This is a genomic window from Jezberella sp., assembly GCF_964834465.1.
In genome coordinates this window covers 20,006-35,903 of record NZ_CBAZRM010000015.1, presented here as the reverse complement: position 1 = coordinate 35,903, position 15,898 = coordinate 20,006, and the positions used below count along the sequence as shown (strand labels likewise).

General features: G+C 52.3%; 15 protein-coding genes. 3 read left to right on the top strand and 12 right to left on the bottom strand.

Annotated elements, in window-relative coordinates; translation table 11 throughout:
- Window positions 1-2: 2 nt before the first annotated feature.
- The 10 genes from AC1W8Y_RS12400 to AC1W8Y_RS12355 all read right to left on the bottom strand — a co-directional run bounded on the left by AC1W8Y_RS12400 (window position 3) and on the right by AC1W8Y_RS12355 (window position 10,527).
- Complete coding sequence (locus AC1W8Y_RS12400) at window positions 3-608, bottom strand: cysteine hydrolase family protein (protein WP_482014799.1); 606 nt, start codon at window positions 606-608, stop codon at window positions 3-5.
- On the bottom strand, window positions 605-2,695 hold the full coding sequence (locus AC1W8Y_RS12395; RefSeq protein ID WP_482014798.1) for a hydantoinase/oxoprolinase family protein: 2,091 nt from the start codon (window positions 2,693-2,695) through the stop codon (window positions 605-607). The genes AC1W8Y_RS12400 and AC1W8Y_RS12395 overlap by 4 nt, the downstream gene beginning before the upstream one ends.
- Window positions 2,692-4,401: a hydantoinase B/oxoprolinase family protein gene (locus AC1W8Y_RS12390; protein ID WP_482014797.1), complete on the bottom strand. Its 1,710-nt coding sequence runs from the start codon at window positions 4,399-4,401 to the stop codon at window positions 2,692-2,694. Before AC1W8Y_RS12390 ends, AC1W8Y_RS12395 begins: the two co-directional genes overlap by 4 nt.
- Window positions 4,402-4,403: 2 nt before the next feature.
- A complete protein-coding gene (locus AC1W8Y_RS12385; RefSeq protein WP_482014796.1) occupies window positions 4,404-5,114 on the bottom strand; it encodes an ABC transporter ATP-binding protein in 711 nt (236 codons plus the stop codon).
- The gene (locus AC1W8Y_RS12380; protein WP_482014795.1) at window positions 5,111-5,863 is read right to left on the bottom strand and encodes an ABC transporter ATP-binding protein; all 753 of its coding nucleotides are present in this window, start codon (window positions 5,861-5,863) and stop codon (window positions 5,111-5,113) included. The genes AC1W8Y_RS12385 and AC1W8Y_RS12380 overlap by 4 nt, the downstream gene beginning before the upstream one ends.
- Entirely contained in the window at window positions 5,860-6,825 is a 966-nt protein-coding gene (locus tag AC1W8Y_RS12375) for a branched-chain amino acid ABC transporter permease (protein ID WP_482014794.1), read from the bottom strand. The genes AC1W8Y_RS12380 and AC1W8Y_RS12375 overlap by 4 nt, the downstream gene beginning before the upstream one ends.
- Window positions 6,822-7,694 carry a branched-chain amino acid ABC transporter permease gene (locus AC1W8Y_RS12370; protein ID WP_482014793.1) on the bottom strand — a complete coding sequence of 291 codons (873 nt, stop codon included), beginning with the start codon at window positions 7,692-7,694 and terminating at the stop codon, window positions 6,822-6,824. The genes AC1W8Y_RS12375 and AC1W8Y_RS12370 overlap by 4 nt, the downstream gene beginning before the upstream one ends.
- Window positions 7,695-7,715: 21 nt before the next feature.
- Window positions 7,716-8,918 carry an ABC transporter substrate-binding protein gene (locus AC1W8Y_RS12365; RefSeq protein ID WP_482014792.1) on the bottom strand — a complete coding sequence of 401 codons (1,203 nt, stop codon included), beginning with the start codon at window positions 8,916-8,918 and terminating at the stop codon, window positions 7,716-7,718.
- 91 nt (window positions 8,919-9,009) lie between these two features.
- A complete protein-coding gene (locus AC1W8Y_RS12360) occupies window positions 9,010-9,474 on the bottom strand; it encodes an MORN repeat-containing protein (protein ID WP_482014791.1) in 465 nt (154 codons plus the stop codon).
- 42 nt (window positions 9,475-9,516) lie between these two features.
- Complete coding sequence (locus AC1W8Y_RS12355; RefSeq protein WP_482014790.1) at window positions 9,517-10,527, bottom strand: ABC transporter substrate-binding protein; 1,011 nt, start codon at window positions 10,525-10,527, stop codon at window positions 9,517-9,519.
- Between the two features lie 359 nt (window positions 10,528-10,886).
- Here AC1W8Y_RS12355 and AC1W8Y_RS12350 point away from each other — a divergent pair, with 359 nt between their 5' ends.
- Genes AC1W8Y_RS12350 through AC1W8Y_RS12340 form a run of 3 tightly spaced genes read left to right on the top strand, consistent with a single transcriptional unit; the run spans window position 10,887 to window position 11,497 of the window.
- Window positions 10,887-11,120: a hypothetical protein gene (locus tag AC1W8Y_RS12350; protein WP_482014789.1), complete on the top strand. Its 234-nt coding sequence runs from the start codon at window positions 10,887-10,889 to the stop codon at window positions 11,118-11,120.
- Complete coding sequence (locus AC1W8Y_RS12345) at window positions 11,120-11,278, top strand: hypothetical protein (protein WP_482014788.1); 159 nt, start codon at window positions 11,120-11,122, stop codon at window positions 11,276-11,278. The genes AC1W8Y_RS12350 and AC1W8Y_RS12345 overlap by 1 nt, the downstream gene beginning before the upstream one ends.
- A 36-nt stretch (window positions 11,279-11,314) precedes the next feature.
- Window positions 11,315-11,497 (top strand): hypothetical protein, encoded by a 183-nt coding sequence (locus AC1W8Y_RS12340; RefSeq protein WP_482014787.1) that lies wholly within the window; start codon window positions 11,315-11,317, stop codon window positions 11,495-11,497.
- 21 nt (window positions 11,498-11,518) lie between these two features.
- Here AC1W8Y_RS12340 and AC1W8Y_RS12335 read toward each other — a convergent pair whose 3' ends face one another.
- On the bottom strand, window positions 11,519-12,595 hold the full coding sequence (locus AC1W8Y_RS12335) for an adenylate/guanylate cyclase domain-containing protein (RefSeq protein WP_482014786.1): 1,077 nt from the start codon (window positions 12,593-12,595) through the stop codon (window positions 11,519-11,521).
- A gap of 4 nt (window positions 12,596-12,599) precedes the next feature.
- Entirely contained in the window at window positions 12,600-15,851 is a 3,252-nt protein-coding gene (locus AC1W8Y_RS12330; RefSeq protein ID WP_482014785.1) for a response regulator, read from the bottom strand.
- Window positions 15,852-15,898: the final 47 nt, after the last annotated feature.

Here is a 15,898-nt window from a genome sequence, read left to right as displayed (position 1 = left end):
GATTAAAAACTTGCAATAAACTCTTGGCAGGTGATGACGTCAGCCACGGTGCGCATGTCTGCCAGCGCCGCCTGTTGGGCGCTTTCAGTAAAGGTCGCACAACCATCACTCAAAACGATGGTGTGATAATCACGCATATGCGCATCCCGCACCGTGCTTGCAACCCCGCCGTTGGTGAGAATGCCACACACCGCCACGGTATCGATGCCTGCCCGTCTGAGCACCCAATCTAACTGGGTATTGAAGAAGGCAGAGAAGGCAACCTTACAAACTGATACATCGACCCAAGGCGCCATCTCGTCGATGTTGGCCTGCCCCCAACTGCCGGGTGCAAAATCCCCTTGGCGTAAGAATGGTCTGCGTTCAAGCAAATGAGGGGATATCATGGGCTCGCCGTTTGTATCAGGCCACAAAGTAAACAGACTGGCAGCCACTAACCCTTGGTGTTGCTTGACGATTTGCGCTGCCGGCACAATCCGAGGTGCCAACTGCGCCGCCGCCGGATTAACGGTGTTGCCCCGTGCGTAGGCACCCTGTGGCGACAAGAAATCATTCTGCAAATCAATCACAACGAGTGCCACGCGGTGTTTGCTGAGGCTAGTGGTCATGCTGAGACCTTTTCAACCAGCAGGTTGCCAAGCGTATCGACACGCGCAGTGAACTCAGGCTCAAGCCAGACGGTTGTGTCAGCTTGTTCAAGGATCGCAGGCCCTGAAATCTTTGAACCAACCGGCAAATCCAATCGGGCGTAGCGAATCGCATCCCACCACTGACCGGCATGATAAACCCGCTGCACCCCCAGGGGTGTTGTACTGCCTGCCCCTTTGGGGGCGAGCACAGCAAGGTCAAACTTTGGACGCACGCCAATGCGGGCGTAGCGCAGATTCATTACCCGAATCACAAGGCCAGTGAGTATGCGACCAAAGGAGGCTGCGTAAGCCTTTTCGAAAGCGGCTTGGATATGCTCGAGCGTAAGGTGGTTGGCCTCAATAGGGACTTGCAAGGTATGTGTTTGGCCCATATACAGCATGTCGAGCGCGACCACTTCTTGAATGCTTTCAAACTTCACGCCTGCAGAATCGAGCCTTGTCTGGCAAGCTTTAGCCAAGTCCGAAACGCGCGTTTGCAAGTGTGCCAGGTCGAGACTATTGAGTGACTGGTTGAGCGTCTGTACTGCGTCGTGTCGCATATCGGCCATCACGCAACCCAGTGCAGAGGTGACACCGGGATAGCGTGGCACAATACCTGTGGTCACACCAACCTCACGCATCATGGCGCAAACGTGCAAGGCACCCCCACCGCCAAACGGCATATAAGCAAATTGACGCGGATCATGACCACGTTCGATGGACACGACTCGTATGGCCCCAGCCATCTTGGCGTTTGCAACGGTCAGAATAGCCTCAGCCGCAGCGAGTACGTCTAGACCTAGGGGCGTGGCCAGATGTTGCCGGATCGCCTCTTCAGCCGCTCTTGCGTTCAGTGCCTTGAGCAAACCACCGCCCAACGGACGGTCAGCAGCAATGCGGCCCAGTACCACGTTGGCATCCGTCACGGTGGGACGCGTGTTGCCGCGGTCGTAGCAGACTGGCCCCGGAATACTGCCCGCAGATTCTGGGCCAACCTGCAGCATGCCACTGGCGTCGACCGAGGCGATAGACCCACCACCGGCACCAATGGTCTCAATTTGAATCATGGGCGAACGCACCACGAGCCCGAAATCGATCGAAGTCTGCGCCGCTAAGGATGCTTCACCGTTGGCCACGAGCGACACGTCAAAGGAGGTGCCACCCATGTCGCCGGTGATCACATTGGGATAGCCCGAGGCACGTGCCACCGCGGCGCAGGCGATGACCCCTGCAGCGGGCCCTGACAGCGCCGTGCGAACGGGGATGTCGCAGGCGGTTTCTCGTGACATGACGCCACCGTTGCTTTGGACAATGAGCAACTCGCCGCTAAAGCCGTGCGCCCGCAAGTCATCGTCGAGCCTTGCAAGATAGCTGCCCACGACCGGTTGCAACGCGGCATTCAGGGTTGCGGTCGAGCATCGTTCAAACTCGCGAATCTCAGGCAAGACTTCACTGGCAGAGGTAACGTATGGGTTGGGCCAGAGTTCGCGAACCAAGGCCACCGCTTGCTGTTCGTTGCTGGGATTCGCATAGGCGTTGATAAAGAAAACGCAGACAGCCTCACAACCGGCATCAAGCAAGGCCTGCGTTTGTGTGCGAACTTGATCGAGGTCGACAGGGGTGTGCACGCTACCGTCCGCGAGCACTCGCTCGTCAACTTCGAGGCGCAGGTCGCGTGACACGACGGGCGTGAAACTTCCCCGTAAGCCCCACGTCTGAGGGCGATCGCGGCGACGCATTTCGAGGACGTCGCGAAATCCCCGCGTGGTGAGAATGCCTGTGCGAGCCACCTTACGTTCAAGTAACGCATTGGTGCCTACGGTTGTGCCGTGCACAATCGTAGCGAGTGAGGCCGCGCTATTGCCTGCCTCATGCTGGTTGCGCTGGCCCTCATTGATACGGGCAACACCGTTCATGAAACCACGAGCCTCTTCACCTCGAGTCGAGGGGACTTTGATGATGCGGGCTGAACCATCGAGTTCATTCAGCACGAACAGATCGGTAAATGTGCCGCCGACATCCACGCCGACGACAAGATGTGGAGGGAGGGCGTTTTGCTCACTCATGCTTGCGCCTTTTTGGTGTGGGTGGGATGAGCGGTGACATAACCTAAATCCAAATCTTGCTGGCGGGCGGTCTGACTGCGCGCTTGGGCCAAGCCCCAGCCACCTCCCCCGGGGGTTTCGAGTCGAACACGTTCGCCACGCTTGAGCTTAATGCCAAGCATCTTGGAGACCATAGGTGGTTTGCACCATTCTCCCGATTGCTGGAAAGAAAATACATTGGCTCGGGCTTCGCCGCCACCCGCAATCCCTTTAGGGGATGCTTTGCCCCGTTCACCGAAGATAAACGCCTCAGCTTGATCTTCTAGCAACTCGATTTCATAGATGGCACCCAAACCGCCACGGTGGTGGCCGTCGCCCCCTGAATCTGGTCGCAACGCCCACTGTGTGAAGCGGACGGGGTAAGCTGACTCAAGGATCTCAAGCGGTGGAATGGTCGCCGTTGAAATCGGTGCGTTGCCGTGGCTCAGACCATCTCCGCCACTGTGGCCGCCATGTCCTCCACCAAAAAAACTGAACATGACCCAGCGCTGTCCCTGACGGGCGGGGTCGGTTCGATGGCCTGCAATGGATAGGGCGTTGATCGTGCCATAAGCATGAGCGACAGCGCGCTGAGGGTCTGCTTGGGCAGTGGCACTGAAAATAACGTCAATCATGCGCAAAATTGTTTCTGTATAGCCACCCACAGGGCAAGGTCGAGCAGCAGTAATGACTAGGCCATCTGGCATCACCACGTCCACCGCATCCAGCACCCCTGCGTTGGCAGGTACATCGGGGAAGACATGTTTTAACGCCACATAGCAAGCTGCGACCGCAGTTGCTCGCGAGATATTGACTGGTCCAGCACACTGGGGCGAGGTGCGCGAAAAATCGAGAGTCATCCGATCACCTTTGATCGTCATGTCCAGCGCAATCGTCAGCAACTCATCTTTGACCCCGTCATTATCCAGCAGGTCGTCAAAACGATAGTGACCGTCAGGTAATTGTTGGATGTGTGCCCGCATCAGGATGAGCGCGCGTTTGCGTAACTCACCCATCGCTTGCAACACAACAGCATCGCCATATTCGTCGAGCAAACCATGCAAGCGTTTGACACCGAGCTCAAGCGCCGCGAGTTGACCGTTTAAGTCACCCCATAGGCTATCGGGCAATCGAGTATTGGCTTTCAAGATGGCCAGCACGTCATCGTCTAATTGGCCTTGCCTAACGATGCGCACGGGAGGGATTTGCACCGCTTCTTGCCAGCATTCGGTGGCGCCTGGGTTGTAATTACCTGGCACGGCGCCGCCGACATCATGCCAGTGGGCTGCTGAAGCGAGATAGCAGAAGAGTTTTCCTTGGCGAAAAAACGGCCTGACCAATTTAAAATCATTGGCATGCGTACCGCCTTCGTAGGGGTCGTTGAAAAGCCACGTGTCGCCATCGACCATGCCGCCACGCGCGTCGGCGATGCGGGCCGCTGCGCGCACTGCAAAGGCCATGGCGCCCACAAACACGGGTAATCCAGATTTACCTTGCACCAGCGTATCGCCGCTTTGGGCATCGTAAAGACCGTGACACGCATCATGCGCTTCAGCAATGATGGGGTTGAAAGCACTGCGATAAAGCGTTGCATCCATTTCATCGGCGATTTGCTCTAAACGGCCTTTGAGTACAGCCAAAGTGACAGGGTCGAGTGTGCCCGAGTCTGTATGTTTCTTCATCGTCATGATCAAACGCCTAAATATGCCTGGCGCAGTGAATCACTGGCCAATAGTTCTGAAGGTGTACCGCTGAAACGAATGTTGCCGTTTTCCATGACGTAGGCGCGGTCGGCAATCTCAAGCGATTGTCCAACGTTTTGCTCAACCAAAAGGATGGCCAACCCTTCTTCGCGCAGTTTCGCAATCAGGGTGAACATTTCTTCAACGAGCAAAGGGGATAAGCCGAGTGAGGGCTCATCCAGAATGAGTAACTTCGGCTCTGCCATCATGCCGCGGCCAATCGCCAGCATTTGCTGCTCGCCACCACTCATGGTGCCAGCCAGCTGAGTCTGACGCTCACGCAAACGAGGGAAGGTCTCAAACACACGATCCAAATTCGTTGCTCGACGCGCACGCGCACGGGTAAAGGCGCCTAGTTCAAGGTTTTCGCGAACATTGAGGTTGGGAAACACCTTCCGGCCTTCCGGGACTTGAATCAAACCCGCTTGCACGACCTGACGGTAATGAGCGTTGGTGAGATCCTGCCCATCAAATAAAACGCGTCCTGACCAAGCGCGAACGAGACCTGACATCACGCCATTGAGTGTTGTTTTGCCGGCGCCATTGCTACCGAGCAGCGCAACCAGTTCGCCCTGATTTACTAGCAGATCAATATTGCGCAGGATTTCAACAGGCCCGTAGCCAGCGCGCAAACGATCGACGCTTAGCAGCTCGGTCATGTGTTCTCCTGGTGAGTCTTGCGTAAACGCGCCGCCGTCCCGTGACCTAGATACGCTTCAATGACGTGTACATTTTGTGTGACTTCGGTCGGTGATCCCTCTGCGATGAGCTGGCCCTGTGCCAATACCCACACATGTTGAGCAAGGTTCATCACCGCTTGCATCACGTGTTCGATCATCAGCACGGTCACGCCACTGTCTACGATCCCCCGTACGACGGGCAACATCTCTTGAATCTCTTGAGGGTTCAGGCCGGCCAGCACTTCGTCGAGCAAGAGCAGTTTCGGTTGAGTTGCTAGTGCACGAGCAAGCTCAAGGCGCTTACGACCAGCAACCGTCAAGTCCTTGGCGTGTTTGTCTAGCTGGGACGCGAGCCCGACGCGATCTGCGACCGACTCTGCAGCACTCAGAGCGGTTGCTCTTTTGGCATGTTTAAGGTGGGCACCGACGGCAATGTTTTCTCGTACCGTTTGACCCGCAAAGGGTTGAACGATCTGAAACGTTCGCGTCAGCCCGAGCGTCGCATTGATATGCGGGGCCTGACCGGTGATATCGACATCATTAAACGTCACGCTACCAGTATCTGGGATTGTAAAGCCGGAAATGAGCGAAAATAAGGTAGTCTTGCCAGCCCCGTTGGGGCCAATTAATGCCGTGAGGCTACCAGCCGGTATCTGCAAGCTGACGTTTTGAACGGCTTTAACCCCCCCAAAGCTGCGCGATAGCTGACTCACCGTCAACAGGTTCATGATGGATCCTTCGTGCCCCTGAGCAGTTTGCGCCAGGGTTGACCTACGCCACTGATACCTCGCGGCATAAACAACATGATCAGAATTAATACGGATCCATAAATAACCATATTGATCCCGGGCAACTGACCAAACATATTCCGAGTGACATCACCGAGAAGGTTCAGCACCACAGCACCAAGCACTGGCCCCCAAAGGGTACCCATCCCCCCAACAATCGCGCCAACAAGCGCTTCGATAGAGGTCGCTGGGCCAAACGCAAGACCGGGATCTATGTAATGAAAGACCTGAACGTAAAACGCCCCCCCCGCCGCCATCAAACCACCTGACACGATGGTGGCCCAGAGTTTGACCTTGAAGGGGTTGACCCCGATGGCTCTGGCCGCGTCTTCGTTATCCCGTACCGCTTGCAAATAGGCACCAAAACGAGAATGACGAAGCCAAGCGGTGACAGACAGTGCGACGGTCACTAACCCCAACATCAACCAGACGTAACCAGCCTTATCCGCGAACTGCATATTCGCGACGGATTCTTTGAGCGGCAACATTAAGCCAACCCCCGCGCCTGTGAAAGGCACGGAAAGCGCCACGACTCGAAACACTTCGGCAAATGCCAGGGTGATCAAGGCAAAGTACGACCCTTTGAGGCCATACCGAAATGACACTGCACCGATCAACAGACCAACCCCTGATCCTGATAGCACCGCAAGCATCAGCGTCAGCCAGGGATTCAAGCCACCTTGCATTTGCGCAATCGCTTGTACGTAAGCGCCAGTACCAAAAAACAGGGCGTGACCAAATGAGAATTGACCGCCATAGCCGCCAAGGATGTTCCAGGCTTGCGCGAGCAAGCAGGCGTACAACGCCATCATGACAAAATTCAGCGCGACCCCTGACTGCGTAAAAACCGGTACTAGCCCAATGAGCAAGGCAAATAGTGCAATGGAGCGAACATCTTTCATGTGCGGGCTCCGAATAATCCCTGGGGTCGAAACAACAAGACGGCAATAAAAATCACAAAAATACCCACTTGCCCCAAGGACTCGCCCAGGTAAAGACCGCCAATGGATTCGACCACGCCGATCAGCAAACCGCCTAACAACGCACCGACAAAACTACCCATCCCACCGAGAACCACAATCGTGAATGCTACGAGAACAAAGCCGTTGCCGACCTGAGGATTGACGTAATACGCCGGTAACAAAAAGCATGCGGCCGCACCCAAGCAAGCTAGTCCAATGCCGAAAGACATGGCATAGACATGATCGACGTCGATGCCCATCAAGCGCGCCCCTTGCTTTTCTTTGGCGACCGCTCGGATGGCACGGCCGAGATCGGTATAGCGCATGATGCCTAAAAGAATGGCGGACACCACCAATGCACCGACGAAGGCAACGACTTTGGGGACAGCGATCATTGCTGGCCCAAGGGTTATCGTGGCTAGGGTGTAGGCAGTGTCGATACTGCGAGTATCCGATTTAAAAAATAGCAGCGCCAAATTTTCGAGCACAATCGAGATGCCCAGCGTGACCAGCAGAATGTTTTCATCTTTGCCATGACTGGCGCGATTGATGACGCCTCGTTGCAAGGCGTAACCAAGGCAAAACATCGTGGCGACCACGACCGGTAGCGCCAGATAGGGATCAACCCCTAACTGTTCTTTCAAGAAATACACACCGTATAGCGCAATCATCAGCGACGCACCGTGTGCGAAGTTGATGATGTGAAGCACACCATAAATGAGGGTGAGCCCTAGCGCGATCAGTGCATAAACAGCGCCAGTCGTGATGCCATTTAAAACTGAGGTGAAAAGAATCGATAAATCAAACATGCCGTGATAGGTTGTTGAGCCTTAACCTTTCATCGGAAACATCGGCTCAACCTCACGGTAATCGCTTGGCACGATGACCTTGATGTCGCCTTTGACAACTTGTGTCATGAGCGGTTGTGCGCCGACATTTTGACCATCAACGAATTTGGTGGCGCCATAAGGCATGAAATGGTTGCCGAAGGTGCTTGTCGCGAGCGCTTCAGTAATCGCAGCACGGTCTGTTGATTTCGCACGGTCGATCGCGTCAGCAAGCAACATCATTGCCGTATAAGACATGAAGATTTCGTAACTGAAGAACAAGCCCTTGGCGTCGACCCGCTTTTTCAGTGCAAGCGCGCGTTTGTCTTGAGGGTTGAACCAGTGATTGCAATCAATGATGCCGTTGGCCGCATCGGGAAACTCTTTCACAAACTTATAGCTTGACGCTGCACCACCCAATACCGAATAGACTGCTTTTGGGGCTACTTTTTGTTGCTGCATTGTGCGCAACAACAGCGCATATTCGTTGTAGTAGTTGGCAGGGATAACAATGTCTGGATTGATCTGCTTCATCCGCAGGACAATGTTGTTGAAGTCACGGGTCGGGTTCGCGTGCTTGATGACTTCCTTCACTTCGAACCCATAGCCTGGCAATTCGCTGGCGAGCAGATTCGCCGTGCCCGTCCCAAACAACGACTCTTCGTGAATGATCATGACGGTTTTGGCGGGTTTGCCGGCAATCGTGTTGAGGACATTCAGATTCGAGATGCCGACTTGTGTGCACTTTTTGTAGCCAGGCCCGAAACGGAAGGTGTTTTTCAAACCACGTTCGACGATCTGATCAGCCACACCCACATCGACGACATGGGGCAGATTGTATTTAGCAGCCGCTTGGGTTGTTGCCAGACAGATTGCAGATGCGTAGGCACCCAGAATGGCACTCACGCCAGCTTCATTCATTTTTTCAACTTCAGCCGTGCCACCTTGGGGGGTTGATTGAGCGTCGCCCAGCAAGGCTTCGATGGTCACCCCACCCAGGGATTTGATACCGCCCGTCTTGTTGATATCTTCAATCGCCATCAACACGCCTTCGCGACATTGCTGGCCCGAATAAGCCAGCGCCCCGGTCACCGGATGAATGACCCCGATTTTCACGGTTTTTTGCTGAGCGAATCCCAGTATCGGGAAGGCGAGGCTAGAGGCGGCAACGGCGGATTGACCGATAAACTGACGACGTGAAGTCATTGAACTCTCCGAAGGGTATCTACAAGATTTGATCGACTAGGTCTTGAGGCGAGACGGATCTCTATAGCCCGTAATACTATCAGTAATGTCACTATTTCTGCTCTAAATTTTTCACCAGTGGCTTACCGTTCTTCCAGTCGCCGAAGAATTTTCGTCCAGTGGGCATCGTCAAGGTGCCACGGCCATCAGGCAACCCATTTTTAAAATCGCCGACGTACAGCGTACCATCCGGAAACGTGGTTGAGCCCTGGCCGTTAGGTTCGCCATTGAGAAAATCGCCGACATATTGCCGTCCGCCGGGGTAGGTAAAAGTGCCTTTGCCGTTCGGTTTGCCGTAGGACCATTGCCCTGAGTACTGGCCGCCATCGGCTCGCCGTAACGTGCCCGAACCATGCGGTTTACCTCTTTTCCACATGCCGTCATAGCTTGAGCCGTCTGGGTAATTGGATTTGCCGGCGCAAAGATCCCATGTCGCCGGTGTGCCTTGGCACGTCGTTGACTGCGCCCATCCAAGCGTGTGGCAAACAATCAATGTCATCATAATGAATGCTTTCATCGGCACTTTATAGCCTGTCTGAGTCGATTTTGTAATTTTTATTTATTCGACAAATCGGTCAGTGCGCAGCAGCAATTCTTGGTTTAGGGGCAAATTTAGGGCTTTGGCGGTCTTGAGGTTGATGACTGTTTCAAAAGCAGATACCTGATAGATGGGCAACTCTTGAGGCGCAGCCCCTCTCAGGATTCGATCGATGAACAGTGCCCCGTTCGAGTATGCTTCGGCCACATCGTTACCATAACTGACCAATAACCCAGCACTCACCAACTTCGCCCATTGTGTGTAGGTGGCGATTTTGTACTTCAAGCTCAAATTGCTCAGTTGAAACCTTTGCGTCACATAAAGCGGATTGAGCAGGACAATCAATGTTTTGATGTCTTTACTGACTAAGTCTTTGAAGTCCCGCTCGATTTCGGCCGCATTGCTGGGGAAGTACTGTTCGTAGTTCATCCCGAAGGTCGCCGCATTGGTCTTAAATAGCTCAACCAAGTGGGCTCTGAGCTTGCCACTCGAGTTGATGAAGGTCGCGATAGATGTCGACTGCGGCTGAAGCAGTTGCACGAGCTCGAGTAACTTCTTGCCCACGTCATTCGATAGATAAGACGTGCCAGTGACATTTGACTCAGGGCGAGCGAGGTTCTTCACAAAACCAGCACTCACAGGGTCGATCATACCTACACCGACCACCGGTGTGTCTTTCGTCACTTGAATGACTTCCACGACCCCCTGGGAGGCGGTGACGACGATAAGTTCTACTTTTTCTGCGACTAACTCTTCGGTCAGAGCCTTAATTTTTGAGACGTTGTCTTTTGAATATTTGTAGACGATCTGGATGTTTTCGCCATCAATCCAGCCGAGTGACTCAAGCCGTTTGGTGAGGGCTTGCCATTCTTCTTCATAGCCACCGTTCAGGATAAGAAAGCCAATTTTACGCAACGGACGTTGCGTGATAGCCAATGATGTATTGATCCCTAGTAAAAGGCCAGCCGGTAAGAGTCTTAAGTACTTTCTTCGCTGCATTCTCTGGCCTTGTCCATCAACGTTATGCAACATCGCTGCAGAACCAATCTTGTCCGATCTTTGATAAATTATAAATCAAGCGTTGTTTAGACATGAAGCATTGATTGTATGGTGACGAGACACAACATTGACCATCTCACCCTTGAAGCACCAACCATGTTCGTTCGGCACTGACGTGGCGCACGATATTTCTCGACTTTCTCAAATAGTGGGATAACTGTGTCAGTATTGTTTTGGCACGATATTTGCACTGACTCTAGCATCGTATCCCGCATCAACAATGGCGCATCAGCGCGTTGCCTGCGTAAAAGTTAGTCTGTCATGCCGTTGACACGACAGCATCACACGACTGACATTTTAATGTCCTAGCATGTCTGTGACGAGGGAGTTTGATGATGAAGCCATTCACTGATGAGCAGCAAATCAATCGAGCAAGGATCTCACGCCATCCTCGTGTTCACGAACTCAGTCGCATTCTGGATCTGACGCAAGATCACGACGCCAAAGGCGTTAAGGCGCACCGCGCATCACCTTCAAAAAATAGTGTCGGTTGGTTTTTTACTTCGGCGATTCAAATCATTTTTCACGTCAATCTCAAAAGACACCGTCAAAAAGGAGTCGTCTGATGAAAGCCTTAGCCATTTTCATTTCTGTTCTCACCCTGAGTTTCGCGACGTTAGTGTGGGCCGAAAGTTCGATCACGACCGAAGATCGCAACAAGGTTGAACGAAGCAAACTTTTTACGCTGAGTACTGCTGCACAAGATTGTCACGGTTGTCTGTGATTTTGTTATTACCTTTAACCTGTTCAGGAGATCACGATGAGTGTTCAATTCAATGACGCAATCGATGTGACGACATCAACATATACCTACGATCAAACGATTTCATCCGTGAACGTGAAGTGGATTGATTTGGGCTTGTTGCAAGACTTGCTGTTGTTTTCAGTGATCGGTGTGCTGTTGTTCATTGCGACTGATCCCGTGTCTTTGTTGACTCGCTGAATAGTGGGCAAGCCCCATGAGTTAGACAATCTGACGCGACTCGCCGAGTGTCGCGTTGGGCTCAGCCAAGGCCTGCTTGGCGGTGGTGACATGGACAATGTCCATTCTACCTTTCCCTTTGATGTAAACATTGCTTACCACGTGCGGGTTATATCGGTCTGCAATATTGCCAAATACCTTTGCCGAAAAAGCGACTGAGTTCACCTCAGCAAAAGTGGCCATGCGCGCCGCAAGATTCACCGTGCTTCCCCAAATATCGTACTGATAGTGCTGCTGACCAACGATGCCCGCGATCACGGATCCAAAGTCAATGCCGACGCGAATTTTCCAAGACAAATTTGACGCTTTTAAAATTCGAATCATTTCAAGACCGCAGCGTGCTGCAGCATTGAGTGGGTCATCTAGAGGTTTCAGTAAACCGCCCGCACACATCAATGCATCACCGATCGTTTTGATCTTTTCTAAGCCATGTTTTTCAATAATTTCTTCAAACAGCTTATACAGAACATCTAGTTCTCCGATCACCTGTTCCGGCTCGTGCCGGTCACAATAAGAGGTGAAGTTGACGATATCGCAGAAAAGAACGGCGACCTGTTCGTGACGGCGTGGCGCATAGCTGCCAAAATGTTGAATCTCTGCAGCTGCGGCCTCTGGTAACAAACAGCGCAACAGATCATCGGCCTTTTTTTGTGCGGCTCGGGCAGTATCAACGGCGCGACGCAGCGACAGTTGTGTAGAAATCCTTGCCAGAACCAGCGCGGGTGAAAATGGCTTTTGTATGTAATCCACACCCCCAAGCGCAAAGCCAGCTTCCTCGTCTACCGTATCACTCTTGGCGGTGAGAAAGATGATGGGGATTTCAGCTGTTTTGGGATCTGCCTTAAGACGACGGCAAACTTCATAACCATCCATTTCTGGCATCATGATGTCGAGTAGGATCAGATCCGGCGGCTCAACCCCGTTGGCAAGTGCGATTGCTTTTTCACCGTGCGTCGCGACTTTGATTTTGAACTTATCTTTGAGTAAGCCCGCAATCATCGCGATGTTCAGTGGTGCATCGTCCACCACCAGGATCGTCTCGAGTTTCGCTAAAGGCATGCAATCACTCCGGCTTTAAACCCATTTGCGAACAGATGTCTAGAAGACAAACTAAGGCTTCATCATAGTCGTAATTGATCGTTGAAGTTTCAAGTCGTGCCACGAGCGTTGGGTCGACCGTGCTTCGCAGCAACGGAGATATGTCGACAACCAGATCGGCCGCTAAACTATCGTCGGCCCGCACCAGTTTAACTAACTGGCGAATTTTTTTGGACAGGTCGGCGCGATTGATCTCAGCGTGTGAACGGTCTTCGGCAGAAACCGCGGTCAGAGACGACAAATATTGCTGTATGTGGTCAACGGCAGCACAAAGCACGGTATCGAAAGTATGAAGCACTGTCTCGTCGATCACGTGATCTCGAAGGCTGCGCTCAAGGTGTCTTGCATGTGACGCTAGTTCGATCACCCCCAAGTTGCCAGCCGCGCCAGCGATGGCATGCGCTATTCGCTCGGCCACATCCAGTTGTTTATTGCTGATAGCTTGCCGAATCGATGCGGTCGTATTTTTCTGTTCATTGCAAAACTGACGAAGAATCGATACGTAAACAGCTTGATTACCTGCGACCCGCTTAAGTGCGGTGACCGTATCGACACCGCTAATCTTCATGTTCAGTGATTGATTGGCATAAGCCAGATCCCCTGTCATTTTTTTTGCATGACGTTTGGTCCACTTCGCCACGGTGGCGAACAACAAATCTGGATCAATGGGTTTCGTAATAAAGTCATTCATCCCAATGGCCAGACATTTATTGCGTTGCTCGCCGAGGGCATCCGCGGTCATCGCAATGATCGGTAGGTTGTTGAAGTCTGAATCACTGCGTAGTAGGCTGGTCGTTTGAAACCCGTCCATGATGGGCATTTGCAAGTCCATCAGCACAAGGTCATAGCCCTTTTTGCCGACCAGCATTTCGATAGCTCTTTTGCCATTGCCTGCCGAATCGACCTCTGCGCCCACGCTCTCGAGCAATTCAGTGGCAATTTGTTGGTTGACCAGATTGTCTTCGACCAGAAGGATGCTGAGTCCAGAGAATAACTCGGGCTCATCGGCAAATTGTTGGCTTTTAGCGAGGCGGGCTCGAACCGAAAACCGCGATGAAATACTCTCTTTTAACGGGGCGAGTTCAAGCGGCTTTGACAGAAAATCATTAATTCCCGCCTGACGCGCGGCAGGACGAATTTTTTCAATATCGATTGCTGTCACCAGCACAATAAAGGGGTGACTATTCTCAGGCAGTTGCCGTTTGATGGCCTTGGCTGTTTCGATACCATCAATGCCGGGCATCTTCCAATCTAAGTAGACAATCTGGTAGGGATCACCCTGTCTCCAGGCGGCAAGCACATACGCAATGGCCTGAGTACCCGACACAACTGCGTCGACGCGCATGTTGAGTGGCGTCAGCAGGTGTGACAACAGTTTGGTGGCGTCCTCGTTATCGTCGACGACAAGGACTCGAAAATCTTTCACAGATCCCCAGTTGAACTCGGCGGATTCATCAGGCTGCACTGGCGCCTTCAGCAACACATCGAAATCAAAGGTTGAGCCTTCACCTGAGACACTGGTGACTGCAATAGAACCTCCCATCTTTTCGACGAGCTCTTTGCTGATGGCCAATCCCAAGCCTGTTCCGCCATATTTTCTTGTGGTGGATTCATCAGCCTGAGAAAATGCCCGAAAAAGCCGGCTTTGCTGCTCGACGGTAATGCCTATCCCCGTATCACTGACAGAAAATTGAAGTCGGATTTGTTCGTTGACACGACTCGCTGTTTTGACAGCGACGCGGATTTCACCTCTTTCAGTAAATTTGACCGCATTGGCGACCAAGTTGGTCAGTACTTGACCGAGCCTTAGTGGGTCGCCAATCAACACTGCCGGGATCTCATCTGAAACATCGATGGTAAATACGATGTTTTTTTCGCCCAGCTGTTGAGACGCGATGGCACAGACATTTTCAATGAGGGCAGGCAAGCCAAACTCGATTTTCTCTAAGACCAGCATCCCTGCTTCTATTTTTGAGAAATCAAGGATGTCGTTAATAATGCCCAGTAACGATGAACCTGCGCTATTGATTTTAGAAAGATAATCGAGCTGCTTCTCATCAAGATTGGTTTTTAAGCAAAGGTAAGACAGCCCAATAATTGCGTTCATGGGTGTTCGAATCTCATGACTCATCATCGCCATAAATTGGGATTTGGTCGCCTCGGACTTTTCAGCAGCGATCTTTTCGGCAATTGCCTGCCGCCCTCGTGACAGCTGATGAAGATAGGCGACGATAAGAGAGGTAATGACCAGACCGGCAAAGAGAGTTAACCAGCTACCCCAAAAATCACTTTCGTCCGAGGATTGGTAGGCCACGACAGACCAGGTGCGATCACCCACTAGAAATTGCTGTTCGATGCTAAACCCGTGCGGCAAATCGGCGACCGAGTCAATTTTGGCATGTCTCGGATACATCAGATGCTCGTTTGGTTTTGCATCTAAATCGAATACCGCGAGGCTCACACTCTCTCGGTTTTTTTTGCTTAAGTATTCACCAGATTTTTCAACTAAGTCTCGCATCCGAAACACGCCGACCACGAAACCAAACAGATTGCCTTTGTCATCAACATTAGCTTGGCCAGATTTGTAATAAACCGGCCGAAACACCAGAAAGCTATATTGGTTAGCCACCTCCTGAACCAGCGAGATCCGCGCTGTCGACACCAAATTGCCCTTTTTTGCCGCTGCGACGAGCGCTGCGTTGCGAGTCGCGTTCGAGGCAAGGTCGAACCCAAGTGCCGCTTCGTTACCAGAGAAGGGTTCAATGTAGAAGATCGGAAAATATTCCGAGCGATCTCCGGCGAGGGTTAAGACGTTTTTTGCATCTCGTTCGGTAAATCTGTAACCGCTGAGGCCATCAGATTGTGCCATCGCTTCGTATCGAAGCCGCTCAGACTCCGATACCTTCGGGACCCACTCGACCGCCTGAATGGCGGGATTCTTTTGAATCATCGGCGAGACGAGTTGCGTAAACTCGCTGCGACTGAGTTGATGAGACGTGTCAATAAACGCGCCAATGGCAACGAGGTTATCGATCGTTAAGGCAACGTTGCCACGAACTCTGGCTAGCTCTTGGTCTGCTAGTCGGTCGAATTGAGCTCGCTCTTTCTGCGTTTCAATATTTCGAACGAGAAAAAACGCGCAGACCGTTAAAACAACCCCAATTAGCCCGATGAGGATGACAGAGTCATTGCTTCTGAAATATGCCCGTATATTCATTAGTATGGATGTGTTTTTACGGTGACCTAAAATAACACATCCACTAC